Below are 26,274 nucleotides of genomic sequence, written 5' to 3' on the forward strand. Positions count from 1 at the left end.
TTCCCGCGATCTTCATTACGGCCAATGAGATAAAGGAAATCTATTAAAGGCGCGTATTTTATCATATGTGCCTTAAATTCCAAAAAACAGAAATAACTAGAGAAATAACTAGAATAAGAATATAAAGGGGTCAGACCCCTTTTTCATATGCTATATTTACTCGAGAGGTCACGGGGTCAGGTCACGGGGTCAGGTCTGGTCAGGTCACGGGGTCAGGTCTAGAATAATAGTAGGGGACAGACCCCTATTAAATATTAAATAGCCATTAAATCTGATATATTGGCAAAAAACAATAAAGGGGTCAGACCCTAAAAAAATCAATAACCTTAGGGCGTTAATGATGGTTTATGGTACATAATATGGACAAACGAGGTAAGCGGAGTTATCATATGTGATAACAAGATTTAAGGTGATGTATGATCTGGAAAATCGACTTTTATGGTGATGTAGAGGAGCGAATCCTTGATATGCCACCTAAAATCCAAGCACGGATGATTAAGCTTTTAGAGTTAATGGAAAAGCACGGTGCTAACTTGGGACCACCACACACGGAGTCAATGGGTGACGGCCTATTTGAAATAAGAGCTAAGGCTCAAGAAGGAATTGGGCGTGGGTTATTTTGTTACTTGAAAAGCAAGCATATCTATGTGCTGCATGTTTTTGTAAAAAAATCTCAAAAGACGCCAAGAAATGAGCTCGAACTGGCTAGAGAACGACAAAGAGAGGTTCAAAAATCATGAGTCTTCAAAAACTGAAACAACGCGCTTTAACGAACCCTGATGTTAAAGCTGAATATGAAAAACTTGAAAGTGAGTTCAATCTCATTGATCAGTTGCTCTCAATGCGCACTAAAGCTGGTCTGACTCAAGAGCAGGTTGCAGAGAGAATGCAGACCCAAAAGAGTAACATTAGCCGCTTAGAAAAAGGAAATGCCAATCCTAGCTGGTCAACGCTTCTCAAGTATGCCCATGCCTGTGGGTTTGAGCTTTCCCTTAAACCGCAGAAAATAGTTTAAGTTTAAGCGAACCATCAAAAAGGGGGCAGACCTAGGCTGTCGAAACGCATGCATCAAATCACATACCTTATTAATATTCAATAACTTAAAATCATTCTGGATGCAATCGTTTGACCAAAACGACAGCTTAAGCCGCTTTTATTTTGCTCATAAAGCGACTAATCAATGACTTAGCTAAAAGAAGCACAACTATATGGTTTATAATCGTTCACTTTACAGTGATTTTATTTCCTCAAATAAAGGAATAAAGGGGTCAGACCCTAATGCCACTAAGTTAATTAGGCATTAAAATTGCCTAAACATTAGCGCATCTCATAATTTGATCTCCCTTGCGTTTTGCTAATAGCTGTTCTTTAACCTGAGCGCGCGGCGCGGATAAATAAGGAAACGGGTTTGTCGGTCGTCGTTTCACAGCTCTCGGCTCAATTCTCGCTTCACGTTCGCCGATCGTTTTGGATGCCACGATCTCCAAGACGTTGTTAATCCAATTCAACAGGGTTTCACCAGTCGTTTGCGCGAGACTCGAAGCGAATTCTTTGTAGCTTCCCAAGGCTTCTGTAAAACTAATTCGGCATGGCCAAACATGATGGCGTATGCCGGCTTGCAGCATGAGCAAGCGAATCAGATTGTAAGCCAGCAGACATACGGTGAGCTCTTTTCGTGCCATGGCCGGTGTCTTACAGCGTATTGCCAGCGGTGCCGATACAATTTCCGTAGTGCGTTTTTCCGATAGTGCTTGGCATCCACTAATGTGGTCATGTAGGTTCCTGATTAGCAAGTTTCTTCAGCTAAAGCCCAAAGATCAGCATATCCCTAGCAGGACGGGGTTCGCAAGCCATGCGCGTCAAGCTAAAAACGGCCAACCCACATCACGCTCTTTCCCAAGCTCCAGCTTGGGAAAGACACCCCGGAAGCTCCCCCTTCGACATGCTCAGGGCAAGAGCTTCCTGAGACCGACACAACCTCCGCACATTCTCAATCAACCCCGACTCGCTCGATCAATCTTTCTTGGTTTTCGGGAAGCTAGAGCTTCCTGAACAGGTTACCCAAGCTGGAGCTTGGGTAACAGCATAAATTATCGTAATACTGGTCCATTAGACAGATATCATGGGGCTGTACTGTCGTTGCCATCAGGCGTCTGAGTAAAGCCGTCTCACCCGTTCCTTTGCCGCAGTAGGGTGCAACTTCCGCGCCCAATAAACCGCCGTGATTGAGCGAGGCCACGATTTCAAGACGCAGAATCGGGAAGCCCAAGCCGGCCTGTTGATTGGATTCTTGCGGGTAAGTCTCTTGGTTGGCGCAGGTATCTGCCAGGGTCAGCGTGCTACCGTCGACCAGCTTAACGGGATGGCCTCGCCAGGACCAGTGCGTTCGACTCGCCGCTTCTAGTCGTTCCCCGGTATAGCGGATGAGCTCTCGTGGTAAACTTTCCGGGAGTTTTTGCCGGGCTTGGCAATACGCGGAGGTATTGCCCGAACAGCGCGTTTGCCCGCAGTTAATTTGTTCGGTTTGCACTGATTTGACGGCATCGCTGCAACTGCCATGCTTCAAAGCCTGCTTAATGAGCGCCAGCAAAGTCACGAGCGGCGTCCAAATCCGCTGCCGGAGCGTGTGCGGAACAGCCTCTTCAGCGTCTTTCAAAAGCCGCTGGAGTGGCTCGGTCGGTAATAAATCCTCAATACCTTGAGCGTCGAGTTGTAAAAATTGCTTTTTAAAGCGTTCGAGTTGTTCTTGGGGGGGTGGGATAAGTTGCGCAGACACTTCTCCTGTTTTTAAGGAATATTGATGCCAACTCAATCTTACCAAATAGCAACGCTATTGTATTAAGTTTATTGTTATTTTATAAATGCAATTTAAATGCCACCTTAACTTAGTGGCATTAGGGTCAGACCCCTTTTTACCTTTTTAATATGCTATATTTACTCGCATTGATTTCAGGTATAGAATGTAGTTTTTGTGTACGCGGATAGTCTAGTGAAAACATCTATCGATATTGATGATCAATTATTATTGAGCCGTTCAGTAGGGGGGGTCGTTAAAACAAATTATTGAAAATGCGTTGCGTGATTTTGTTGCGCATCAGGAACAGCCACGCCCGGTCATTAAATTACCAACGTTTGGTATAAAAGGGTCAGACCCTGAGGTATCCCCACAAATTACGCCTTTTCCAGAGTTCTGAAATAATCAACCAAAAGAGCCTGAGCGTGTTCCAATAAATTTTCCGGCAACTCGAATACCACATATTGGCAAGCAATTCGGGCAAGAAAAATGACTGAGTACGGCGAACGATCACGATTACTGCAGACTTTGATTTGCCGTTCGATGGCCGTTCCTTTTAAGCCCAGTCCGATCAACCAAAGCGCAAAAATAATGAGTGCCGCAATCAACAACAAATTGGCACGGCGTTCGGCACTTATCCGGCTATCTTGAGTTAAGTCTGCCCCGTAATGCGTGCTTTTGGTATCTCGAAAACCTTCCTCGATTTGCATGCGGGAACGATAATAATTCACGACGTCAACCGGCGTATAATCTTTCAACGAAGGCGAAACGACCAGTAACCAGGGCTCTTTTTCGCGCGCGGCCTGTTTCCGGCTTGACCTGGATTGCGCGGGGCGGTGTTGAACCGTCAGATCTTTACGATATTTGGGCGCACGGTAAAACGCGACTAAGGAAAAAGGGGTCAGACCCTTTTTTATTTTTGCATATTTATTAATATAATAACTGGGGTCAGGTACAAATTAAACACAAGTCAATTCAGTATCATTTAACTTGTACCTGACTCTAGTTATTTAGTTATTTAGTTATTTATTACGCTTGGTATTGTGTCGCCTGCTTGTTACAATAACACCATGAAATACGACCTCCATACCACGCCAGTTTTTGATAAATGGTTTAACAAACTCAAAGATAAATCTATCCGTTTCCGCCTAGAAGCGCGTTTATCTCGGCTTGCCGACGGTAATTTTGGCGACGCAAAAATCATTGGCGCTCAGTTATTTGAGCTGCGCTTTTTCTTTGGTGCGGGTTATCGTATTTATTACACCATCAGAAACGGGCAAGTTCTGATTTTGCTTTGTGCGGGTGATAAATCGACACAAAGCAGTGATATTGAACTCGCTAAACAGTTACTTAATGATTTATAAGAGACCCACGATGACAACTGAAACAAAACCGTTCAACTTTGCCAGTGGCATTGAGTCCAAAGAGGATATGGCCTTATATTTATCTGCATTCCTTGAGGAAAACGGTATTGAAGGACTTACTCAGGCATTAGGCCATCTGGCTAAAGCAAAAGGTATGAGTGAAACGGCTATGGCGGCCGGACTTAACAGACAAAGCCTTTATCGAACGCTTGCGAGTGAAGGTAAGCCTAAGTTTGAGACCATTGATAAAGTTATTCACGCGCTAGGATTTAAACTAACCATTCAAAGCTTGTAGATATTCTTCTTTTTTGAATCAATGGGGTCGGATTGGATTGATTTTCAATTGAAAAAAGAAAAATAATAAAGGGGTCAGACCCCTTTTTAATATGCTATATTTACTCGTATTTATTTCAGGTATAGAATGTAGTTTTTGTGTACGGGGATAGTCTAGTGAAAACATCTATCGATATTGATGATCAATTATTATTGGCGGCTAAGCATCAAGCCGTTCAGCAGGGGTGTTCGTTAAAACAAATTATAGAAAATGCGTTGCGTGATTTTGTTGCGCATCAGGAACAGCCACGCCCGGTCATTAAATTACCAACGTTTGGTGGATCAGGGTTAAAGCCGGGGGTCAATTTGGCTGATAGTCGTAGTTTGAACGATATTATGGATGGCAGTTGATGTATTTATTGGATGTAAATATATTGGTGTCTGCGCATCGTGAGGATGTGGCGCATCATGCAGCTTATCAGGCTTGGTTAGAGTCGTTGTTGAATGGTAGTGGCAATTTTGGTTATTCTGAGTTGGTATTAAGCGGTTTTTTGCGGGTCGTGACGCATCCGCGTATTTTTGAAGAGCCCTCACCATTATCTAGTGCTTTGATGTTTACGCAGCAGATTAGAGACGCACAAAATTCGGTTTGTATTGCACCAGGTGCTAAGCATTGGGCTATTTTTACCCAATGTCTGGAGAGTTTGAACGCTTGTGGTAATGACGTTGCCGATAGCTATCATGCTGCTTTGGCTATGGAATGGCGCTGTGAATGGGTTTCTGCAGATAAGGGCTTTAAGCGTTTTAAGGGGCTTAAATGGCGTCATCCTGCCACTTTATTCGATTGCTAGTTTAATGCCTAGAAAAGTACGATTTTATCAGCCAGGCATTCCCGTACATGTTTTTCAGCGTGGGCATAATAAGGCGGCTGTATTTTTTCAGGATGAAGATTATCATGAGTATTTGCGTTGTTTAAAAGCGGCGGCTGATGCGTGTGGTTGTGCCGTACATGCTTATGTATTGATGACAAACCATGTGCATCTGTTGTTGACACCGGATACCGCAGAGGGTATTAGCCGTTTTTTTCGGCAGTTGGGTTTACATTTTGTGTCTTATATTAATCGAACATACCAGCGCCGAGGCAGTTTGTGGGAAGGGCGGCACAAAGGCAGTATGATTGATAGTGAAGGGTATTTATTGAGCTGTATGCGTTATATTGAAATGAATCCGGTCCGTGCTGGTATGGTGGAGCATCCGGCTTCTTATCGCTGGTCGAGTTATGCGGCGAATGCTTTGGGGCGTGATCATGCTATTATTCAGCCGCATGCGACATATTTGGCATTAGGGCAAGATGTATCTTCTCGTTTACAGGCCTATCATAGTTTGTTTTCTTTGCAGCAGGAGCAGGATGAATTGGATCTTATTCGGGCGAGTTTGTCATCGAGTACACCGTTGGGGAATGATCGTTTTAAGCAACAAATTGAGCTTGCAGCAGGGCGTAAAATTGGGTGTATTCGACCTGGTCGTCCTAAAAAAATATAAACTCGATGTTCAAGTTGTTTAATTCCTAAGGTCGGTAAGGAACGTGCATGAATTAACTTAGGCAAACTCAGATTAAAAGACGCTAATGCAAGCCATTCTCTATAATTAACTGGTTTGTGATAAAAGTCGGATGTATTCAAAATTGCCAAATGATGATTGAACCTTATTCAACAGAAATTGAAAAACAGATGCAAGAATTGTACAGCAGTTCTCAATTTAGCCCATGCTGGTAAACTGGGCTGATTTTTTCATATCCGTACACGGACGATGGCTTACCCTTTTAAAGAAACAGAACAATTCACGCAAGCTCGCTTGATCGAGCGAATCAGGCAAGTCTTCGAAACCTTGCCCGACGGTCGCAGTGGGACTGGTGTTTACCAGAAATACAGTATGGTCGATGCAGCACTGAGCGCCTTTTCGGTGTTTTTTATGCAATCACCCTCGTTTCTGGATCATCAGCGGACGATGCAAAAAGAGCGCGGCAAGAATAACGCACAGAGTTTGTTTGGAGTCTACCAAATTCCGAGTGACAACCAGATTCGGAATCTGCTGGATGCGGTGTCACCCGACGCCCTATGGCCACTGTACCGATGGGTGCTGCAGGCATTGGAAGCGCAAGGCAAACTCAAAGAGTTCCAAGTGCTGGGTGATAGCGTGCTGGTGGCCTTGGATGGGGTGGAGTATTTTAGTTCGCAGAAGATTCATTGCGCCTGCTGCTCAACGAAGACACTCAAGAACGGTGCTATCCACTATGCTCACAGCGCAGTTACCCCGGTAATCGTTTCGCCACATCAAGCGGATGTCATTCCGTTGGCCCCCGAATTTATCGCACCGCAAGACGGAAGCGATAAGCAAGATTATGAACTGGCGGCCGCGCGGCGCTGGTTGGAGCGCGAAGGCGGCCACCTGCCGGCGAACGTGACGTTTTTAGGCGACGATTTATATTGCAAACAGCCTTTTTGCGAATACCTCAAGCAACAGGGTCGGCATTTCATTCTGGTGTGCAAACCGGAATCCCATAAAACCCTCTACGAGTGGGTGGAGGATTTTCAGCGGCTCGGGCAGGTTGAAGTGATCGAAAAACGCCGCTGGACAGGCAAGCAACGACTGACCGAGCGTTACCGCATCGCTCAGCAAGTGCCGTTGCGCGACAGCGACGATGCCCTATTGGTGAATTGGTGCGAAATTGAGGTCATCGATGAACAAGGTCATATCGTTTACCGCAATGCGTTCGCCACGGATTACGCATTAGGCGCGCACAATGTGGCCGATATCGTCAGCGCCGGTCGTACGCGCTGGAAGATCGAAAACGAAAATAACAACACATTGAAAACCAAGGGATATAACTTCGCGCATAACTTCGGGCACGGTAAAAAGCACCTCGCGGCCTTGTTAGCCAGCCTGATCATTCTGGCTTTTCTGGTTCATACGTTGTTGCAATGGTTCGATCAATGCTATCGCTTGCTGCGTGAAGAATTGTCCAGCCGCAAGACGTTTTTTAACGATTTAAGGGCGCTCACCCGCTATTTTTGTTTTGATAGCTGGCAACATTTGATGGAATTTATGCTTGATGGCTTGAATATCCCCATTCCACACTGAGAGCTCTTATGGTTATCTGCTTAAATTGAGAATTGCTGAGAATTGTACAGCCGTCTGTCAGAGAAAGATAGACGCTTGTATGCCGGTGTTGAGGCTTTAAAACTGGGCTACGGCGGTATCACCGCGTACCCCGCATAAACTATACCTTTCGCACTTCAAATTTCGGCAGTGCCTGAGGAGGCGCCGGGGTGCTCGGCAAAGGCTTTGCCAGCATGGAGCTGGCATAGAGCCTACAGGGACGTATTCACGGCGTCCTTTGACGTGCCCCCGGTGCCGCATTTTGATCTACGATGGGTATATACAATACAAAATTGCGTAGGGTGCATAAGCGATAGCGTCATGCACCTTTTACGCCAGTGAATTGGCGGATGACGCTATCGCTTATCCGCCCTACGAACCTACGAAAAATAATAATGTCTCATTATCGACGCAAGCGAGTTCCGAATAAAAGGGTTCAGATCCTAATTAAAAAATAAGGGGTTCTATATTCTTCGGGTACAGCCGACCTACGTGTAAAAATAGGATATAGCGACTAGTCCCAGCCGCTTTCCAGCGTTTATTCAACATGGGAATGACAACGGGGGATTACCCCATAAGCGCCAACTTAAGAATCTAAGTATTTGATTAAGCAAGACTAACGCCACCTCCCCGACCTTCAATAATGAGTTCCAAAACACGATCCGGCAAACCCTGAAGCTTTCTCTTGCGCGGACGTTCACAAAGGCTTTTTACGTGGTCATCAATAAAGCGCTTATTTTTTGGAAAACAAGCCGTAAGTCCTGCCTTGATCTCATTGGCGATCGTGCGCCATAAACGCCAATGGGTAATCGAACGATCACCGTCCATTGTGGTGGCCGCCCGGCCGAATCGGCGCTGCGCTATTTTTTGAGTCACTGCAGCAAACAGTAACTTGCCGTGCAAATATAAATCCGCCAGCTTGCTGTCTTTTCGGGCGCGTAGCCGGTCGATATCGAGCAAGCTCTTTAGCCGCTTTATGACCAGCTCCACTTGCCAGCGAACCCGGTAGAGCTCAGCGATTGATTTCGTGTCGAGCAGCGCTTCGGGGAGCGAAGTAAAAATCAACACCCAGCCGCTCAGCATCAAGGTCTTTTGGCTCGCCGTGCGACCTTTATCACGCGCGCGTTGTTTCGCTTTGCGGCGTGCTTGCGCGGCCTGTTCCGGCGGTAACGGCATCGCATGCACCACGCCTTCAATACGTTTGTCTTGATGGCACAGATAAACGGGTATCGCACCCGGCTGACCATTCAAATCGCGTATGCGCTGTTCCCAATCGATTTTAACACCTTTCGGTTCGTTGCACCGTTCGTAAAGNGTCATGCTGTGTGGATTGTAGCGCAGTACGACGTGGCCGCCGCGATCAATGAGCGGGACTAAAGACTTCGGTTGGTTGTAGCCTCGATCAACCAACGCGACATCACCTGCAGTCAACTGATAGTGATCCAAGCTCTCGCCGACTTTATCGGTCGTGACGTTGACCTCGCGAAGTGNNAAGCTCATCAAGTCGATCGCCACATGCAAGCGATACGTTGTTTCTTTCGCGCCGGGTTCTTGCACGGTCGAACCGTCAATCACAATGAAATTCAAGGAGTCATTGTTGATCTGTTTATCCAATCCGAACACACTCTTTAATTTCTCTTTTAAAGATCTTCGAACATCATGCCATTGTTGATCTGTTTATCCAATCCGAACACACGCTTCAGTAACGACTTGATCCACACCACGCAGGCCGCCAGTCGCTTGGTCACCGCCGTGTCGCTCAAATAGCCTTGAAGCTTGGCAACTTCGCCGGCACAGCTGCGCAACGACAAGTCCTGTCCGCAATACAACAGGACTAACTGCAATAATTGCAACGGTGATCGGATTTTCCGTGCCCGTGCAAACGCCTGTAATTCATAGGCCTGCTCCTGGAAATCTGCCGGGAGCTCTTGCAAAAATTCATCAAAAGGCGTATCTGTTAGCTGTGGCTGCTTCATAGGGATTTTCACTTTCGTCGGTAAAAATACTCTATGTTGTGGCCACACTTTTATTTTTCAACTACAAATCAACGTTTTATGCCTTAAGTTGGCGTCTATGGGGGATTACCCACTCTGTACGTTATCCAACAAAGTGAGTGAACCGGTTTTGGAGCTATCCCACTATTGCCGATCGGTATTGTTCGGGAATGGCATTTAAAATCGATTCACCAAATTGTCTATACAGGTTTTTGAAGTGCGTGACATTGTCCACTTGACCGCGTCTAGCTTGCTCTTCTCTCGCTGCTTAGTAAGGCGATCATCAAGGCTAGGTATGGGCGTTTGCGGGGTGTTGGGGGTGGTTAACGCGTTTGCTTTGACCTGGTCGATCAATTTCAAAATATAGCCTGTAGGGTTTTGAATCCCCCCTTTACGGATTGCCGCGTTATAGACCAACATTAACGCGGTTAACTGGGCTTGTGTCAGGGTTGATAGCTTTGACCATACTACGCTATGGGCTGATTTGAACTGTAAGAAAAGGACACCCACTTACCTTGATTCACGCTAACTCATAAGCTAAGCTTCAATGAACACTAAATAGCAAAATAGGTTGCCCGCCATGACCAGACCCCGCTCCCAACTTATTTCCTTAGCTGATACACCGGCCGAAGTCAGCCGAATTGTTTAGGGCAAACCGAAACGTTGGGGACGGGTTAAATAACCCGTCCCGCAGAAGTGGCTACGACTGGCCACTGCTCGGAACAGTTGACTTCGGCAAGCTGAAGCATCTTGCTAATCAGGTATTGTTTTAAAAATCGATGCGGCCCGAGCAAGCGCTTGGTCGGATGAAGAGGTATTACAACGCTGGACACATTTATTCACCGGTCCTGTGTTGGTGCAACGCTTTTTAGATCCCGCCACACGCGCAAAAATGAGCGAAGCCGAGCTGATTAAGGTTGCAGAATGCACGGCGCTGTATCGACAGCGTTTAACGGATATTTCTTGGTTTATGCGTGTGTTAATGAATCCATCGCCCGCCAAGCCAATAAAGAAGACGGTGTGAAAGGGCGATTTTGGGAGGGGCGTTTCAAAAGCCAGGCGATCCTAGATGAACAAGGCTTGCTGGCCGTCATGGCCTATGTTGATCTGAACCCGATACGCGCCGGTATGGCCGAAACCCCAGAAGATAGCCATTACACCAGCCTCGAAGCTCGGATCGCGCCCGAACGCGCTGAACAACGCATGGCTGACGCTATCGAAACAAATACGCTGCAGAGCGAGAAAAATAAACCTTCTAATCCCCATCAACTGAATACTGAAACCGTCTTTGCATCGCTCAAGCCGTCACCGCTGATGCCCTTTGACGCCACCGGTCGATAAGTTAAGCCGTCAATGGTTCGACAGGCTCACCACGAACGGCTTAACTTAATGGCAGTGACCCTTTGCGTTTGAAGACTATTTAGAACTAGTCGAGTTGCTAGGACGCTGTATACATCCTGCCAAGCGCGGATTTATTCCCCAAACAACCCCGGCCCTATTGCAACGACTGGGCATTGACCACGAAACGTTCATTGCCCATGGCACCCAACTGCTGAAAGAGTTTGGCTGTGCCGTCGGCAAGTCAGAGAGCCTGATCGCCTTGGCGGCCGAACGCCAAGCCCGCTATCTGCGCGGCATGCATACAGCTAACGCCCTGTTTGGCAAGGCCGCCTGAGTTTTTAGCGGAAATCAATAAAAGAGGGCAGCTCTTGCAATCAAGCATTTTTCCCGAGAAATGCGGCGTGGATAAAACTGGAATCCTATAAAATTTTTGAGCGAATAAAAAGACACAAGCTGAATCATGCTAAACTTGGCCTCATGTTGTATTGTCTTTGTCCTAACTCATGAAAGAAAAGTACATCAATCTATTCACCGATTTTGGCTTTAAAAAAGCCTTTGGCGAAGAGGCAAGTAAAGAGCATTTGATCAGCTTTCTGAATACCTTACTGCCGGAACACCACCAAATTCACGAATTACAATTCTGTAATAACGAATATCAAGGCGCGACGGCGCTGGACCGCAAAGCCATCTTTGANCTGAATTGCGTCAGCGCGACCGGTGAATATTTTATTGTCGAGCTGCAAAAAGCCAAACAGAACTTCTTCAAAGACCGCAGCGTCTTTTATGCCACCTTCCCGATTCAACAGCAAGCCCANCGTGGCGACTGGGATTTTAGACTATCGGCNGTCTACACCATCGGCATCCTGGACTTTGTGTTTGATGATGAGGACAATGCCCAGCGCGATGAAGTCATCCATCGGGTGCAATTGAAAAACCAGCATCATCAGGTGTTTTACGACAAGCTGACCTTTATCTACTTGACCTTGCCCAACTTCAGGAAAACGGAAGACCAACTCGACACCCTGCAAGACAAATGGTTCTTTTTGTTCCGCCATTTGCATGAACTGGATGAAATCCCGCCGCGTTTGCGTGAAAAAGTCTTTTTGAGCTTGTTTGAAAAAGCCAGCATTGCACGCTTTCAACCCGAAGAGCGCCAGGCGTATGAGTCCAGCCTAAAATATTATCGCGATTTAAAAAATGTGATTGATACCGCACGAGAAGAGGGGCGAGAAGAAGGGAGAGAAGAAGGTGAGCACATCGGTTATCAAAGAGCCCGAGCTGAAACTATCCTGAAAATGCTAAATCATGGGATGCCGGAAGCGGAGGTAGCAAAATTGATGGACTTAACGTTACAGGATGTTCAAACAATTAAAAAGAGTGCTGTACTTCCTGACTGTACCGGCAATGACGCGGATCGTCGTTGAGCCTACCAGGGATCACTTTTGACTAGCTTTATTGTCCGGCTTCATAATCACCTTTAACAGAAATAACTGGAGTCAAATAACTGGGGGCATAAAATAACAAATTATTTAGGTAACAAAGGACACCCCCTAATGCCACTAAGTTAATCAGGCATTAAAACTGCTTAAACATTAGCGCATCTCATAATTTGATCTCCCTTGCGTTTTGCTAATAGCTGTTCTTTAACCTGAGCGCGCGGCGCGGATAAATAAGGAAACGGGTTTGTCGGTCGTCGTTTCACCGCTCTCGGCTCAATTCTCGCTTCACGTTCGCCGATCGTTTTGGATGCCACGATCTCCAAGACGTTGTTAATCCAATTCAATAGGGTTTCACCAGTCGTTTGCGCGAGACTCGAAGCGAATTCTTTGTAGCTTCCCAAGGCTTCTGTAAAACTAATTCGGCATGGCCAAACATGATGGCGTATGCCGGCTTGCAGCATGAGCAAGCGAATCAGATTGTAAGCCAGCAGACATACGGTGAGCTCTTTTCGTGCCATGGCCGGTGTCTTACAGCGTATTGCCAGCGGTGCCGATACAATTTCCGTAGTGCGTTTTTCCGATAGTGCTTGGCATCCACTAATGTGGTCATGTAGGTTCCTGATTAGCAAGTTTCTTCAGCTAAAGCCCAAAGATCAGCATATCCCTAGCAGGACGGGGTTCGCAAGCCATGCGCGTCAAGCTAAAAACGGCCAACCCACATCACGCTCTTTCCCAAGCTCCAGCTTGGGAAAGACACCCCGGAAGCTCCCCCTTCGACATGCTCAGGGCAAGAGCTTCCTGAGACCGACACAACCTCCGCACATTCTCAATCAACCCCGACTCGCTCGATCAATCTTTCTTGGTTTTCGGGAAGCTAGAGCTTCCTGAACAGGTTACCCAAGCTGGAGCTTGGGTAACAGCATAAATTATCGTAATACTGGTCCATTAGACAGATATCATGGGGCTGTACTGTCGTTGCCATCAGGCGTCTGAGTAAAGCCGTCTCACCCGTTCCTTTGCCGCAGTAGGGTGCAACTTCCGCGCCCAATAAACCGCCGTGATTGAGCGAGGCCACGATTTCAAGACGCAGAATCGGGAAGCCCAAGCCGGCCTCTACGGTCGCCATGAGTGTTTTAAGCCGGGTTCGATGAAGCTCAGGAAGCGCTCGCTTGATCAGATTATGGAGTAAACTTATGGTCGACATAGGAGCCTCTCCGGGGCGAATCTGAAAGATTACTAATTTCAGAAATTAGACCCGAAAAACCAATTTATTTATCAATTTTTAGCTATAAAAAATTGTTTTATATGGTTGTTTTGTGGGGATACCTCGGTATCTGACTCTAGTTTGACCCTAGTTAAATTTCCTAAATTTGCGGGTCGCGCAATAAGACGTCTTTGATCAATTCGATTTGAGCTTCGGCCTTTAGCATTTCATTGTCTACTAATTGCTGGCGTTGCCGGTGTTCTTGTATTTCCGTTTCCAGTTTGGCCATACGCTGTTCTTTCTCTTTTTGAACTTGTTCGCTTTGTTTTAGGCGCTGTTGATTTTCGGAAAGCGTTTTTTCTAGGGTCGTTATTTTTTCGTTGAGTTCGTCTAGCCTTTTGCTTGATGCTGCTTTTTCTTGCTGTAACCGCTCGTTTTGTTTAGTCAGTTCGGTTTTTTCTTGAGTTAGCGCTTGCAGTTGCTTTTGTAGGGCTTGGGTATGTTGGCCTTGCTCGTCCCGTTGCAGGGTTAGCTGCTCGATGTGCTGCTGGCGCTCGGCGGCGGTTTTGGCCTGGTTGTCGCGTTCGGTTTTGAGTTGTGCGATTTGGTTTTGTAGCGTTTGGGTATGTTGACCTTGCTCGTCCCGTTGCAGGGTTAGCTTCTCGATGTGCTGCTGGCGCTCGGCAGCAGTTTTGGCCTGGCTGTCGCGTTCGGTTTTGAGTTGTGCGATTTGGTTTTCCAGCGCTTGGGTATGTTGGCCTTGCTCGTCCCGTTGCAGGGTTAGTTGCTCGATGTGCTGCTGGCGCTCGGCAGCGGTTTTGGCCTGGTTGTCGCGTTCGGTTTTGAGTTGTGCGATTTGGTTTTCCAGCGCTTGGGTATGTTGGCCTTGCTCGTCCCGTTGCAGGGTTAGTTGCTCGATGTGCTGCTGGCGCTCGGCAGCAGTTTTGGCCTGGTTGTCGCGTTCGGTTTTGAGTTGTTCAATTTGCTTTTGTAGCGCTTGGGTATGTTGGCCTTGCTCGTCCCGTTGCAGGGTTAGTTGCTCGATGTGCTGCTGGCGCTCGGCTGCGGTTTTGGCTTGGTTGTCGCGTTCGGTTTTGAGTTGTGCGATTTGGTTTTCCAGTGCTTGGGTATGTTGACCTTGCTCGTCCCGTTGCAGGGTTAGTTGCTCGATGAGCTGCTGGCGCTCGGCTGCGGTTTTGGCTTGGTTGTCGCGTTCGGTTTTGAGTCGTTGGATTGTGGCAAGGCGATCCTGTATGAGCCGGGTTTGTTCATCTGACTTTTTGTTTAACTGTGTGTAGTCGTTCGAGAGTGTGGCAAGTTCGCTACGTAGTACGGAAATATTTCGTGTAAAAACAGCATGCCCTACGGCAGGGTGGTTGCTTTCGATAACAGCTGATTGACGGTAGTTCAGCGGGGCTAAAAAATCGGTAATAGCCTGAATATCCATGTCAGCCTTGGCGTTATTAGGCGCTTCTTTGACGATGCGTACGCAGATAACATCGGTATGATTCAATGATTCGGTTGCACCTTGTATGATTTCCAGGGCTGGAAAGCAGTCGATGATGAGCCAGCGGTTTTGTGCTTGTGTCAGAGATTGATAGGCTGGCGCTTTCAATAGCTCATCGAGTCTTTGTATAGTGCGTGTGTTCTGTCCGGTTTGGCGCAGATTCGGCCAAAGCGGCGTCAACCGGTCGGGGGCAATCAGCCCGTCTTCGTCCGGGTTTGTCGCTTGGAAAAAGAGGGCTTCACCTTCACGGCTTCCGATAACCGTATTTACTACATGCCAAGCCGGATTCGATTCGCAGGCTTTTTGTGCCCAAGTGAGTCGGGTCTCGTCGGCTTCGATGATCAATGCGTCGGGTAGGTTCCATTGTCGCCAGAAATGCATGTTGCCTTGGCCGGTTCCGGCTCCTATATGAATGACTGCTTGCGGCTCTAGCAGGGTCCTGATAAGGCTAAAAATAGTATCGGTCAGTGCTGTGTCGGCGAATGATCGGTTGTTATCTGGAAATGTATTCATGTTTCAAATAGGTTATTTATTAGTTCGGGGTGATCTTGCTTGAGCTTTTGTTTGTGATTGTCGCTTAGGCGTCGGCTCCGTCGTCCCGGTTTGTTGAACGGTTAAAGGGCTTTCAATGGACAGTGCGGCTACAGGTGTCGCTTGCTGTTTTATTATTGGAAGCATGGCCTTGATCATAGCAAGCCAATCGTCCCAAGAACGGGAAATTTGCGCTTGATTGGTGCGTAGGGTGAGCAAGATCGTCGGCAAAAGATTGATCAGCGCCAATATGAAGGATTGGTCGGACGGGCCAAGCTGATTCCAAACATTAATATCTAAGGCCTGGGGCGGGGCAAAGCGAAGTTCTAATTTGGGACCGAAGTCGTCGTAAGATTCGGCGAACCAGGTTTGCAACGGGTTCGGCCCCGTGCTTTCCGGGAATTCTAGTTTCGGATGTTCGCCAAAATGATCCGGACGGGCAATGGCACAGGAAAGACGAAATTGAAATTCGGGGTATTGGCGATCGTTAAATGAAAGGTTGTTGATATCGAACCAAAGATGTTCGTAATCCGGGTTGACTTGTTCTCGTTTGATCGTGATGTTGTCGAAACGCAATCGCGAGCGTATTTGGTCAAAGAGATCTTGTAGACGTTTTAGGCTAGAGCAGAGAGTTTTAGCTAGGGCTTTGTCGATTGGAGTGATATCGAGGTGGTTTGTTAGGTGTTCGGTAAGCACTGATGGTAGAAGGCGTATAACGTTCCAATCGCTTGCGGCAAGCTCCCTTAAGATGGCTGTCCGAATGGCCGCGTTGCTATTGTCGCCGACTGGAATCACGGTGATTTGGTCATTTTGTTCCGCGCTGGCGGGCCAGCGTGTTAGATTGCTAGAATTATCGGGTTGGCGTTTGAAGTTGAATCCGGCGACGCCTGCTTCGATGAGGGTTTCGAATTCGAGTCGATCGAAATACCTTCCTGCCACATTGAGCCGGGTAAAGCGCCAGGCGACGGTATCTTGATTGGTTATCGAGCATTCAAGCGTCTCGTAATCGCAATAGTCCGGATGTCGCTGTAGTATGCGTTGCCAACGTTTATCATGGGTTTGTAGCTGGTTTTGCGCTTCTTGGTGTTGCAGAAAGTAATGCTCGAGTTCTTCCTGAACCTGGTGTAGTTGTAGCAGTAGCAGTTCGTTTTCTTGAGCTTGGGATTGCAATTGGTCTTTTAGGTTTTGCAATTCGCTTTGAGCGGCTTTGGATTGAGCGGCGAGTTTGTCGCGTTCCGACGCATAGGATTTTGACAAGGCTTCAAGTTGGCTTTTTTCATTGAGCAGCGATTGATGCGCTTGGTTGAGTTTTTGTAATTCTTTGGCTTGTTGATCAAAAGCAGTGGTTTGTTCTTTTGATTTTATGAAGAGGCTTTCCAGTTCTTCCTGAACTTGATGCAGTTGCAGGAGTAGCAGTTCGTTTTCTTGTGTTTGGTTGTCGAGTTGGGTTTTAAACTCCTGAGCTTGGGATTGCAATTGATCTTTTGCGCTTTGCAATTCGCTTTCAAGTGCTTCATTCTGGATCTCGAGTTTATCGCGATCTTGAGTCAGCGCTTGATTGGCCTCATTGAGGGTGTGTAATTGATCGCTTTGTTTTAGGGCTAAAGCTGCCTTTTCTTGCAGGCTCTGTAGCGCACCGATAGCTATATCGATCGATACGGTCATCGATTTGGTTGTAGGCCCCAGATGAATTATGCTGGCGGCGATCTCATGGCTGAGACTATTGATCTGTGGTTGGTCGTTATAGATTTGTTGGCCGATGAATAAGGCAACTTCGTTGGTATCGGGTTTTTTGAATGCGTCGTTTTCCAGCGGCGCACATTGAAGATGCCAGCGTTCATTGCCGGCATCGATTAAATGGCTGGGCATGCTGAGTCCTTCGTCTGCCATGATCAAAATACTTCGATCCGGGTGGCGGAGGTGAAAGCGTAACAATGTTTGATGTATGGTTTTCCAGCTTTGTAGAACGGCATCTGCCGAGATGTCCGAGGGTGAATTTCGTACTGCTTCAGCAAGCATTTGCTCGGGAGATGTGCAGGCCAGAACAAAACGAATATTGGGGTCAAAGTGAGTCCAATAATCTAATAGCCATGTGCTATTCGTATCGGCCCAACCCCATAATGGGCTGTTTAAATTGGCGATGAAAATTTCACTGGCGAGTTGTTCCCACAAACGGCCGGGCTCTTGACTATGCTGCTGGGTTCCAGTATTTACCGGTATGTTGGTAAGGACGTGATCGTGCCAATCATGGATGTTGAATATGGGGTCCTTATTAGTGTCTTGAGCGGGCGACATTCCCGCTTGTTCAAAAATAGAAGCGATTAAATCGATTTGTGACGGAATAGCGCCGGTAATACAGAGTGTTTTCATGTGTTAAAGCGTAGGTTTGATGTTATATAGGATGTTATATAGTTAGGGTAAAATTTACGGTATTTGGATTTTGCACTCTTAGCGTTTATGTGCAATCTAAAGCGTCGAGGAAAATAGTTGGGCAAATGTTTTTTTTGTAAGCGGTTTGCCTACGAATTACTATTAAATCGTAAGAACTTGTTACCAAGGATTAAGGCTGAGTTTGCGTCGCGCAGGCAGGGACTGCCGTGTTCCAGATGCCATGGGCTTTCGCGTTCTTGCTGCCTGGGTTCCGGCAATCCCTGCTGGGATGAGGTTCTCAACATTTTTCAAGGTCTAGTGTTAACATAGCATAAATTTAAGGTATTTTTGTCAACATTAAATTAACATGCGTTTATACTACTATTCAGAAAGGGCCGAATGCCTGAGCGTTTCAGCTTGAGAAAGGTCTCTTTACTACGATCATTTCAGTGTAAATTCAAACTGGGCGGGCAACAAAGACTACAATAATTAACTAAGGAATATGCACAAAGTAACTTATACAAGTAGTAGGCTTTGTGGCGGTTTGGTGACTCGCTTGACAGGACGCCGTGAATACGTCCATGTAGGCTTGACGGCGGCTATCCCTGCCGCCGACACCTGTCAATCGAGCCACCAAACCCCCTCCAACAGTTGTCTAAGTTATTTCATGCTCGTTCCTAACTTGGCGTGGTTTCTGCTTGTCTAAGATTTATAAGATTTCCGTTTATTTTATAATTCTTCCAAGGGAGGTGTGGAAATCATTTCAAAAAGAGTCTTTTTTTGTTAATCTTTAACCATTATTTTTTAGTGCATACAGAGGGGTAATAAAATGTCGAATTATGACATGCCGGGACAAGCGATAAATCAGCTTGTCGAAGACGGTAAATTTGAAGAGAGTTTTAGAGACGATTTGTTTCAAGAGTTGACAAAGGTCAGGGACATATCAAGTCAGTTTTTTGATGAGATACCGGCTGCATTTGAAATTACCAGAGGGACAAACTTGCTCTTTGTCGAAGGCGGCGGAGAACTGGATTTAAGTGGCATTGATAGACCAACCGCTAGACAGTTGAATGCAATATTTTTCTCAACCGACGATGATGTCGATCTTACATTGCCTAATCAGTTTAGAGGTACTGTTGTATTGGGCGATGGCAATAATAGTTTGGAAGCTAATAATGCCGTAATCGTTTACTCGGGCGCTGGAAATGATACTATCAACACCGGTCGCGGAAACGATTTGGTTGTTACCGGCGAAGGGGATGATTTCGTCGATACTGGAAATGGCCGCGATACGATCGTCGTCGGATCCGGTAACGATACTATTAATGCCGGCAATGGCAGAGATTTGATTATCGTTGAAAAAGGCGAAGATACCGATAACACTATTGTAATTGATGGGGGCAGAGGTAGAGATACGCTAGACCTGAGTGATGTGGTCATCACAAGCATTTCGGTCACCGGAACAAACGCTAGAGGAAGACCAACCAGTGTTCAAATCGAATTGGAGCATGGCACCACGCTGGATGTTACTAATGTTGAAAGGTTTATTTATGACGTTAATGGGGATGGTTTAATTTCTAGAGACGAAACATTAACCTTGATTGGTTTGTTGGATATAGATTTCGACGCCGGACCTTTGGGTTAAAGCTTAGGTGTCTTAGTCGCAAGCAACTAAAGGGCGCCGATTATTGGCGCCTTTTTTTTGCGGCAACTAATCTCTTTTGATCGAAAAACCGTCTACGAATAAAAGGTGTGTGATGTGTCTATCGAGGACTGCCGTGACCCCCGCCACCTAAATTATCTTAGATAGTTAAACATAGTCTGTGGATTTTGGAATTTAGGTGCGGGGCGAATGCCGATTTTTCATGAAGAAAAATCGGCTCTGCTGCCGACATCCTCGCTAGCCACGCCTATTTTTTGAGTATAAAGGGAGTCGTACAGTATCCCATTTTTTCTTTGACGAATTATCGTCGTTAGCAAGCGCATGAATTATTTTCGGTATGAAAAGGCATAAGAGATTAACGGTTGGCCGATCATTCCATTATTCGTTGAACGGAGCGGAAAAAGACTATGCCTTGTTAATGAAAAAAGCCTTGTCGCTTATGGGCCAGGAACGGCCTTTCGAAGCGTGGCGCTTATTGGATAGAATCGAAAGATTGAATCCTCAGGTGATGGTCGAGTTCTCTTTGCTGCGCTCCAAGGCCCTGGTGGATTGTGGCCATGGCTCATTGGCACTGGAAGCGGCGGGCAAGGCCTTGCAAAAAGACCCCGGCAGGCAGGAAAGTCTCCATTATTTACTGCGTTTACATGCTATGTTATTACCCGACTATGCAGAGCAGGCCGCGCGTTTGTCGTGGGATGTACTTGGCCGGAATCAGGATGGACAAGCCGTTATAATGGCATTGCGCATTCTTAAACAGTTACAAATTCAACCCATCGGGCTTTGCCACTACAATGGTCGAGCCGTTACCGGCTGGTTGTTGGATGCCCCTTCATTGCCGGCCTTGACCGTTACGATAGACGGTACGGACTATACTCTGAAACCCTTTTCAGGGACTCCACTCCTAAGGCAGCATGGCTTAGGTTCGGGACAGGACGGTTTTTCGTTGAAAATGTCGCCAGGGCAATTTCAGTCCATGCGTATTCATCTTAACGGGCTCGATTTGGTCGGCTCGCCTATCCGGTTCAAGCCTGTAGCTGTCTTGGATAGCGCCCTTTTCGAAACGTCGCCAAGCGAGCTTGCATCGGAGTCGTCCTGTGCGGTGGATATTATCGTACCGGTTTACAAAGGCCTGGAGGAAACCAAGACATGTCTCGATTCGGTCTTGACTGCCGTCAATCAAACTCGGTATCGCCTGATCGTCATTGACGATGCCAGTCCGGATGCTGAGCTGGCGGCGTTTCTGCAAGATTTGCATGCCCACGGCCGGATTACGCTGATTCGTCAAGCCGTGAATACGGGTTTTGTCGGCGCGGTGAATAGAGGATTGAAGCTGAGTACCAAGCGGGACGTCGTTTTATTGAACGCCGACACGCGCGTACTTGGGAATTGGTTGGACCGCTTGCATTCGGCTGCTCACCGCTCGGAAGTCGTCGGCACGGTAACGCCGTTGAGCAATAATGCCGAATTGTTGAGTTTTCCGCGGCCCATGTATAGCGCACCGATGCCAAGCTACGAGGTATTGGCTAGGCTCGACGAGACATGTGCCGGTTTAGGCGACGATATTGAGCTTGAAATTCCAGTTGGCGTTGGTTTTTGTTTGTATATCAAGCAGCAATGTCTTGAGCAGGTAGGGCCATTGGATGAGGCCTTGATCGAGCGAGGTTATGGCGAGGATACCGATTTTTGTTTGCGAGCGGCGGCGCACGGCTGGAAAAATATTTGTACACCGAATGTTTTTGTCGGACATCAGGGGAGCGTATCGTTCGGGGGCGATAAAAACGCGTTGGTCAAGAAAAACATTCCGCGAATTCATGCCCGCTACCCTGAGCATGAGCAGGACTATTCGGCATTTCTGGAGACGGCTCCATTAGCTTCGATCTATGACCGTCTGCAGCGGGCGGTTTTGCCGCTTTATACCCGAAAACGAAGCCGCTTAGTTCTCTTGCCGCCCGTACTTGAGGATCCGGCGACCGTGGACGCGATTCGTGCCGCATATAAACATTTCGAACATGCCGTTTATTTTTTGGCTATCAGTCCAAGCGAAGTGCTGAGTCATCTGATCAGTTTGACCAGTTCCAACTCCGATGAGTCGATACAATTGGAATACCGTTGGCCTGAGGATGAGGCAATCTTGTTACAGGATTTGCAAGCGGCTGCTTTTTATGACATCGAAATTCATGCCATTGCCGGGTGGCCGGAAGCCTTGCTTCAAGGCGTCGCGGGGCTTGAAATTCCCTACGAGCTCATAGTGCATGATTATGGCGCTTTTTGTTTGCAGACCAAGTTATTAGGTGATAGTTGTTTTCGTTCGGACTGCGCCGAATGCAGCGATGCCTGCCTAAAGGCTTCGCCTTTTTATCGCTCCGTTAATGCATTACGTACTTGTTCCGAACGCTTGATGGCCGGTGCTACGGTGGTTAAATTGGCTTCGTCGGACGCTATGCGACGTTATTTACATTATTTTCCGAACATTCGATTTCAGATCGATCAGCCTGCCGGCACCCCGTTTCCGGGCGGAACCGGCTTGAGGTTTTCAGGCGAGTGTTTGCGTATCGCGGTTTTTTTCGCGGCTTTGCCGGACCAGGGCTTTTTCAAAATACTCGAACTGGCGAGGCTGTTGGCGGCCAAGCGGATGAATATGGAGCTGATCGTGTTCGGTTCGACGTGGGATGATCATGCCTTGTTTGCCAGCGGAAAAGCGTGGCTGACGGGGCCGGTTACCTGGCATGACATACCCGATATGGTCGCCTTGCAGCGCTGCAGCTTGGCTTTGCATGCGGCGGTGTGGCCGGAAATCGACGGGCATGCCTGGCGCTTGGCGCGAATGTCGGGATTACCCCTGGCTGCACCAGAATGGGGTGTTTATACCGATTTGCTTGATCCCGATTGGGGCGATATCGGCTTGGCGCCTGACGTAAGCCCTGAAGAGTGGCTGTCGCCCCTTAGCAATGCTTATGGCCTTACGAAGTTGACATGAAAAAAGACAATAACCGTTTTAAAGGCAAACTGTTTGGTTTTTACGAAGGGCTGCTGCATGGCTGGGTTTATGACTCCCGGGATTTGACTGAACGCATCGTCGTGGAAATTTATGCCGACGATTATCCGCTCGGCATTGTGCGCGCGGAAACCTGGGTTCCTGATTTGGCCGAACAAGGAATCGGCGATGCATGCTATGGGTTTTGGTTGCGTATCTCCCTGGCCAAGCGCGTACACATACAAAATATTCGCGCGCGAGTCGCGAATACCGATTATTGGCTAAGTGGGCTTGTCGATCAAGCCCGCGAAATGACGACACTTCGACCGCCGCTTCTGGGTTATGTGGTCAATTCCGGCGGGCTGAGGGTGCAGGGTTGGGCCTGGGATCCTGTGTTTCCGAAGCATGCGGTAGGGTTACGTTTTTATGAAGACGATCGTTTGTTGTGCGAAATTATCGCGAATCAATTGATTATCGACCCGGCGGAAGCGGAATTGGGAGAGGGTAAGCACGGCTTCAATTTCAATTTGCCTGGCGAACTTGCAGACGGCCGTGTGCACCGGATACGCGTAGTCGATGAGCATAACCGCCCCTTACAGGGCGGTCCGTTGGTCGTGGCGGCTTTCCCTTCCGGTTTTAGCAGCGAAATGAAGCGTTTGAATTTGGCGGAGCCTGAAAAAAACTTTATTGAGACATTGGCTAAACGCTGCGAGCAATTGTTGCCCGACTCGCTTGATTTCGAGCTTTATCGAGAGTGGTTTGCCCGTTTCGGCAAGCCGAATTCCGATGCTTCCAGTCCATTCGCATTTTTGGTCGTGGTGTTCGGCGTGGGGGATATTGGATCGACGGTCGAGAGCTTGTTGGGGCAAAGCCACGGCGCCTTGCAGATCATCGTAAAAGGCAGTTTTGAATATTGTGACGACAGAGTTGAAATTTTAACCGACCGGGATTGGCCGTGCCTGTTTCCCGAGCGATTGCGCCGGCATCAGGGCTTAGTCTGCTATGTCGAGGCCGGCGATACTCTGGCGCCCGAAGCTTTATCCTTGGTCGGCGGCGTGTTCGCCGATCCTGATGTGCAGCTTGCGTACAGCGATTGCGATTATCGACAAGGCGACGAGACTTGTTTGCCCTGGTTTAAACCCGATTGGGATTTGGATCTTTTTTTGGCAAGCGATCCGTTGCAGCATTTATTGGTCGTACGTGCACAGTTGTTACCCGCCGAATCGCCCTGGAGCCTGGAACCGAAAGCCTGGTCTTGGCTCGCGGTCAATGCCGTTGGCGATAACGGCGAAGCGATACGGCATATTGCCGATGTGCTGTATCATCGGCATCGGCAGCATTGTTTAGCGGAGTATGATCAGACGATCGCTGCGGAATTTTTGCCTCTGATTGCGCCTGATGCAGAAGGCGTTACAGCGGCATCGGATTACCCTTCTGTGCGAACGATTCAATGGTCGGCACCCAACGCTTGGCCGAAAGTGAGCTTGATTATCCCGACTCGGGATCAACAAGACCTGCTCGAACGCTGTATCGATAGTCTGCTGAAAACCGATTATCCCGATCTTGAAATCATCGTGGTCGATAATGATTCGCAGCAACCCGCCATCCATCGATATTTTAAAAAACTTACCCGTCAGGGTATTCGCATTTTGCCTTATCCACATCGCTTCAATTATTCGGCGATCAACAATTGGGCGGTCGAGCAAGCGCAAGGAGACGTTATCGGTTTGATCAACAATGATGTCGAAGCGATCGAGCCGGATTGGCTGAGTTCGATGGTCAGGCAATTGCTCAGGCCGAATATCGGTGCAGTTGGGGCAAAGTTATTGTGGCCGAACGGCATGGTGCAGCATGGAGGCGTTTTATTGGGGCTGCACGGTTTGATTGGGCATGTGGGCAATCACTGGGAGCAGCACGATAGCGGTTATTTTGGCTATAATCAATTGGTCAGGCGAGCGAGTGCGGTGACGGCCGCTTGCCTGATCTGCTTCAAACGCGATTATCAACTTTTGGGGGGCTTGAACGAACAAGCTTTTCCGGTGGCCTTTAACGATGTGGATTTTTGTTTGCGTTTACGTAAATCCGGTAAGCATATCGTATGGACGCCGGAGGCGACATTGTGGCACAAGGAATCGGCTAGCCGCGGTAGAGACGCCATTCCGGAAAAGCAGGCGCGCTTTGAAAAGGAGAAACGAAATTTGAAAGAGCGTTGGGGGCATCTTTTATTCGAAGATCCTTTTTATAACCCTAATCTGAATCTCGATCACTATTCCCATAAGGGTCTTGCCTTTCCGCCTCGGCATAAAGTTTGAACTCACGCATTTGGGGCTATCAATCATCACCTTTTAAATGGCATTTATGAATATTTTATTTCTTCATCAAAATTTTCCGGCTCAGTTCAGTCATGTCGCGACGCGTTTGGCGCAAAATCCCAATAATAAAGTGGTCGCCATCAAGCAATCGCCCAGTATCGAGATGGACGGTATCGGCGTGGTCGCTTATCAATTGAAGCGAGGAACATCACCCGATATTCATCCATTGATGCAAGATTTCGAGCCGAAAATCTTACGCGCCGAAGCCGTCGCCAAAACGGCTAACTTCTTAAAGGCAAAAGAATTTAATCCTGATGTGGTGGTGGCTCATCCCGGTTGGGGCGAAACTTTGCTGTTGAAGGATATTTGGCCAGATGCCAAATATCTGGGCTATTTTGAATATTTTTATTCGGCGACCGGACAGGACTTCGATTTCGATCCTGAGTTTTCGCAAATCGATGGTAACGAGGTAGCTAAATTACGATTGAAAAACACCATTAATCTGCATGCTTTGAACGATATGGATGAAGGAATAACACCAACAAATTGGCAGCTTAATACCTATCCTGAATGGGCGCGAGATAAGATAAAAGTCATGCATGAAGGTATCGATACCGAATATTTTTGCCCGAACCCGAAACAAACGCTGAGTATTCCCGAAAAAAATCTTATGCTAAGCAGTCAAGATGAGATCATTACCTATGCGGCCCGGTACCTGGAGCCGGTGCGGGGTTTTCACTGTTTTATGAGGGCCTTGCCGGAATTGCTGAAACGCCGGCCTAACGCGCATGTCATGATCATGGGCAACAATCAAGGCGGGTATGGCCCCGAACCTAGCAATCATGACAGCTATGTGGAAATGATGCTGGAAGAATTAAAAGGTTCGCTCGATCCGCAACGCGTGCATATTTTGGGGCGCTTGCCGAAGAACGTCTATCGAAATGTGCTGCAACTATCTTCGGTTCATGTCTATTTGACTTATCCGTTTTTATTATCTTGGTCTATGCTAGAGGCCATGGCGAGCGGCCCGATTATCGTTGCTTCCGATACTGCTCCGGTGCGGGAAATCATCAAGGACAACAAAAACGGATTGCTGTTCGATTTCTTCGATATCCAGGCCATGGTCGACCGTGTCGAGCAGGCATTGACACTGACCACCCGCAAAGCGAATGCGATCAAAAAAGCCTCCAGAAAAACTATTGAAGATGAATATAACTTTGAGACATGCTTGGAAAAGCTGATCGAAAAAATCGAAGCCCTGGCCGGTAGTGTTGAAAAATAAGTATGATCGTTCAGAATGAATCGGCATCCGGAGGTGTTTGCTATGGGTATACAGAAAGGACCGGCAT

The 26,274-nt window shown here is 47.5% G+C and carries 24 protein-coding genes; 15 read left to right on the plus strand and 9 right to left on the minus strand.

Features of this window, described 5'->3' with window-relative positions:
* Positions 1 to 416 precede the first annotated feature (416 nt).
* Positions 417 to 740 carry a type II toxin-antitoxin system RelE/ParE family toxin gene (locus METBU_RS0119145; RefSeq protein ID WP_017842147.1) on the plus strand — a complete coding sequence of 108 codons (324 nt, stop codon included), beginning with the start codon at positions 417 to 419 and terminating at the stop codon, positions 738 to 740.
* Positions 737 to 1,015, plus strand: a complete 279-nt coding sequence (locus tag METBU_RS0119150; protein ID WP_017842148.1) for a helix-turn-helix domain-containing protein — start codon at positions 737 to 739, stop codon at positions 1,013 to 1,015. The genes METBU_RS0119145 and METBU_RS0119150 overlap by 4 nt, the downstream gene beginning before the upstream one ends.
* A 295-nt stretch (positions 1,016 to 1,310) precedes the next feature.
* On the opposite strand, the gene METBU_RS0119155 is transcribed toward METBU_RS0119150, so the two are convergent.
* The 3 genes from METBU_RS0119155 to METBU_RS24750 all read right to left on the minus strand — a co-directional run bounded on the left by METBU_RS0119155 (position 1,311) and on the right by METBU_RS24750 (position 3,729).
* Positions 1,311 to 1,682 carry a hypothetical protein gene (locus METBU_RS0119155; RefSeq protein ID WP_017842159.1) on the minus strand — a complete coding sequence of 124 codons (372 nt, stop codon included), beginning with the start codon at positions 1,680 to 1,682 and terminating at the stop codon, positions 1,311 to 1,313.
* A gap of 356 nt (positions 1,683 to 2,038) precedes the next feature.
* Complete coding sequence (locus METBU_RS24745) at positions 2,039 to 2,776, minus strand: hypothetical protein (RefSeq protein WP_051056256.1); 738 nt, start codon at positions 2,774 to 2,776, stop codon at positions 2,039 to 2,041.
* 395 nt (positions 2,777 to 3,171) lie between these two features.
* Positions 3,172 to 3,729 (minus strand): transposase, encoded by a 558-nt coding sequence (locus METBU_RS24750; protein WP_138767217.1) that lies wholly within the window; start codon positions 3,727 to 3,729, stop codon positions 3,172 to 3,174.
* A gap of 135 nt (positions 3,730 to 3,864) precedes the next feature.
* Between METBU_RS24750 and METBU_RS0119170 the strand changes: the two genes are divergently transcribed.
* The 6 genes from METBU_RS0119170 (at position 3,865) to METBU_RS0119195 (ending at position 7,572) form a co-directional block, all read left to right on the plus strand.
* Complete coding sequence (locus tag METBU_RS0119170) at positions 3,865 to 4,158, plus strand: type II toxin-antitoxin system RelE/ParE family toxin (protein WP_017842150.1); 294 nt, start codon at positions 3,865 to 3,867, stop codon at positions 4,156 to 4,158.
* Positions 4,159 to 4,168: 10 nt separating this feature from the next.
* Positions 4,169 to 4,453: an addiction module antidote protein gene (locus METBU_RS0119175; protein WP_017842151.1), complete on the plus strand. Its 285-nt coding sequence runs from the start codon at positions 4,169 to 4,171 to the stop codon at positions 4,451 to 4,453.
* Positions 4,454 to 4,608: 155 nt separating this feature from the next.
* Positions 4,609 to 4,842, plus strand: a complete 234-nt coding sequence (locus tag METBU_RS0119180; RefSeq protein ID WP_017842152.1) for a DUF2191 domain-containing protein — start codon at positions 4,609 to 4,611, stop codon at positions 4,840 to 4,842.
* The gene (locus METBU_RS0119185) at positions 4,842 to 5,282 is read left to right on the plus strand and encodes a type II toxin-antitoxin system VapC family toxin (RefSeq protein ID WP_017842153.1); all 441 of its coding nucleotides are present in this window, start codon (positions 4,842 to 4,844) and stop codon (positions 5,280 to 5,282) included. Before METBU_RS0119180 ends, METBU_RS0119185 begins: the two co-directional genes overlap by 1 nt.
* Positions 5,283 to 5,286: 4 nt before the next feature.
* Entirely contained in the window at positions 5,287 to 5,973 is a 687-nt protein-coding gene (locus tag METBU_RS0119190; protein ID WP_017842154.1) for a transposase, read from the plus strand.
* A gap of 312 nt (positions 5,974 to 6,285) precedes the next feature.
* On the plus strand, positions 6,286 to 7,572 hold the full coding sequence (locus METBU_RS0119195; RefSeq protein ID WP_144053597.1) for an ISNCY family transposase: 1,287 nt from the start codon (positions 6,286 to 6,288) through the stop codon (positions 7,570 to 7,572).
* A 624-nt stretch (positions 7,573 to 8,196) separates the two neighbouring features.
* On the opposite strand, the gene METBU_RS0119200 is transcribed toward METBU_RS0119195, so the two are convergent.
* Entirely contained in the window at positions 8,197 to 9,213 is a 1,017-nt protein-coding gene (locus METBU_RS0119200; RefSeq protein ID WP_017842156.1) for a transposase, read from the minus strand.
* A 17-nt stretch (positions 9,214 to 9,230) separates the two neighbouring features.
* Positions 9,231 to 9,566, minus strand: a complete 336-nt coding sequence (locus METBU_RS28815) for a hypothetical protein (RefSeq protein ID WP_017842121.1) — start codon at positions 9,564 to 9,566, stop codon at positions 9,231 to 9,233.
* Between the two features lie 942 nt (positions 9,567 to 10,508).
* On the opposite strand from METBU_RS28815, the gene METBU_RS28485 reads away from it, so the two are divergent.
* From METBU_RS28485 to METBU_RS0119225, 3 genes are all read left to right on the plus strand, one after another.
* Entirely contained in the window at positions 10,509 to 10,925 is a 417-nt protein-coding gene (locus METBU_RS28485; protein ID WP_026130330.1) for a hypothetical protein, read from the plus strand.
* A 157-nt stretch (positions 10,926 to 11,082) separates the two neighbouring features.
* Positions 11,083 to 11,259: a hypothetical protein gene (locus METBU_RS28490; protein ID WP_201764873.1), complete on the plus strand. Its 177-nt coding sequence runs from the start codon at positions 11,083 to 11,085 to the stop codon at positions 11,257 to 11,259.
* A 169-nt stretch (positions 11,260 to 11,428) separates the two neighbouring features.
* Positions 11,429 to 12,349 (plus strand): Rpn family recombination-promoting nuclease/putative transposase, encoded by a 921-nt coding sequence (locus METBU_RS0119225; RefSeq protein ID WP_017842158.1) that lies wholly within the window; start codon positions 11,429 to 11,431, stop codon positions 12,347 to 12,349.
* A gap of 161 nt (positions 12,350 to 12,510) precedes the next feature.
* Here the strand turns inward: METBU_RS0119225 and METBU_RS0119230 are convergent, their stop codons facing one another.
* The 4 genes from METBU_RS0119230 to METBU_RS0119245 form a co-directional block, all read right to left on the minus strand.
* A complete protein-coding gene (locus METBU_RS0119230; protein WP_017842159.1) occupies positions 12,511 to 12,882 on the minus strand; it encodes a hypothetical protein in 372 nt (123 codons plus the stop codon).
* A 356-nt stretch (positions 12,883 to 13,238) separates the two neighbouring features.
* Entirely contained in the window at positions 13,239 to 13,568 is a 330-nt protein-coding gene (locus METBU_RS24760; RefSeq protein WP_017842160.1) for a hypothetical protein, read from the minus strand.
* 160 nt (positions 13,569 to 13,728) lie between these two features.
* Positions 13,729 to 15,588, minus strand: coding sequence for a coiled-coil domain-containing protein (locus tag METBU_RS0119240; protein ID WP_017842161.1), 1,860 nt, complete (start codon positions 15,586 to 15,588; stop codon positions 13,729 to 13,731).
* Positions 15,589 to 15,600: 12 nt separating this feature from the next.
* Positions 15,601 to 17,976: a coiled-coil domain-containing protein gene (locus METBU_RS0119245; protein ID WP_017842162.1), complete on the minus strand. Its 2,376-nt coding sequence runs from the start codon at positions 17,974 to 17,976 to the stop codon at positions 15,601 to 15,603.
* Positions 17,977 to 18,805: 829 nt separating this feature from the next.
* Between METBU_RS0119245 and METBU_RS0119250 the strand changes: the two genes are divergently transcribed.
* The 4 genes from METBU_RS0119250 to METBU_RS0119265 all read left to right on the plus strand — a co-directional run bounded on the left by METBU_RS0119250 (position 18,806) and on the right by METBU_RS0119265 (position 26,207).
* Positions 18,806 to 19,621 (plus strand): calcium-binding protein, encoded by an 816-nt coding sequence (locus METBU_RS0119250; RefSeq protein WP_017842163.1) that lies wholly within the window; start codon positions 18,806 to 18,808, stop codon positions 19,619 to 19,621.
* 355 nt (positions 19,622 to 19,976) lie between these two features.
* Entirely contained in the window at positions 19,977 to 22,616 is a 2,640-nt protein-coding gene (locus METBU_RS0119255) for a glycosyltransferase family 2 protein (protein ID WP_083877794.1), read from the plus strand.
* Positions 22,613 to 24,925: a glycosyltransferase family 2 protein gene (locus tag METBU_RS24765; RefSeq protein ID WP_017842164.1), complete on the plus strand. Its 2,313-nt coding sequence runs from the start codon at positions 22,613 to 22,615 to the stop codon at positions 24,923 to 24,925. The genes METBU_RS0119255 and METBU_RS24765 overlap by 4 nt, the downstream gene beginning before the upstream one ends.
* Before the next feature lie 46 nt (positions 24,926 to 24,971).
* Complete coding sequence (locus METBU_RS0119265) at positions 24,972 to 26,207, plus strand: glycosyltransferase (protein WP_026130332.1); 1,236 nt, start codon at positions 24,972 to 24,974, stop codon at positions 26,205 to 26,207.
* Positions 26,208 to 26,274 lie beyond the last annotated feature (67 nt).

This window comes from Methylotuvimicrobium buryatense 5G (genome assembly GCF_000341735.1).
Taxonomy (GTDB): Bacteria; Pseudomonadota; Gammaproteobacteria; order Methylococcales; family Methylomonadaceae; genus Methylotuvimicrobium; species Methylotuvimicrobium buryatense.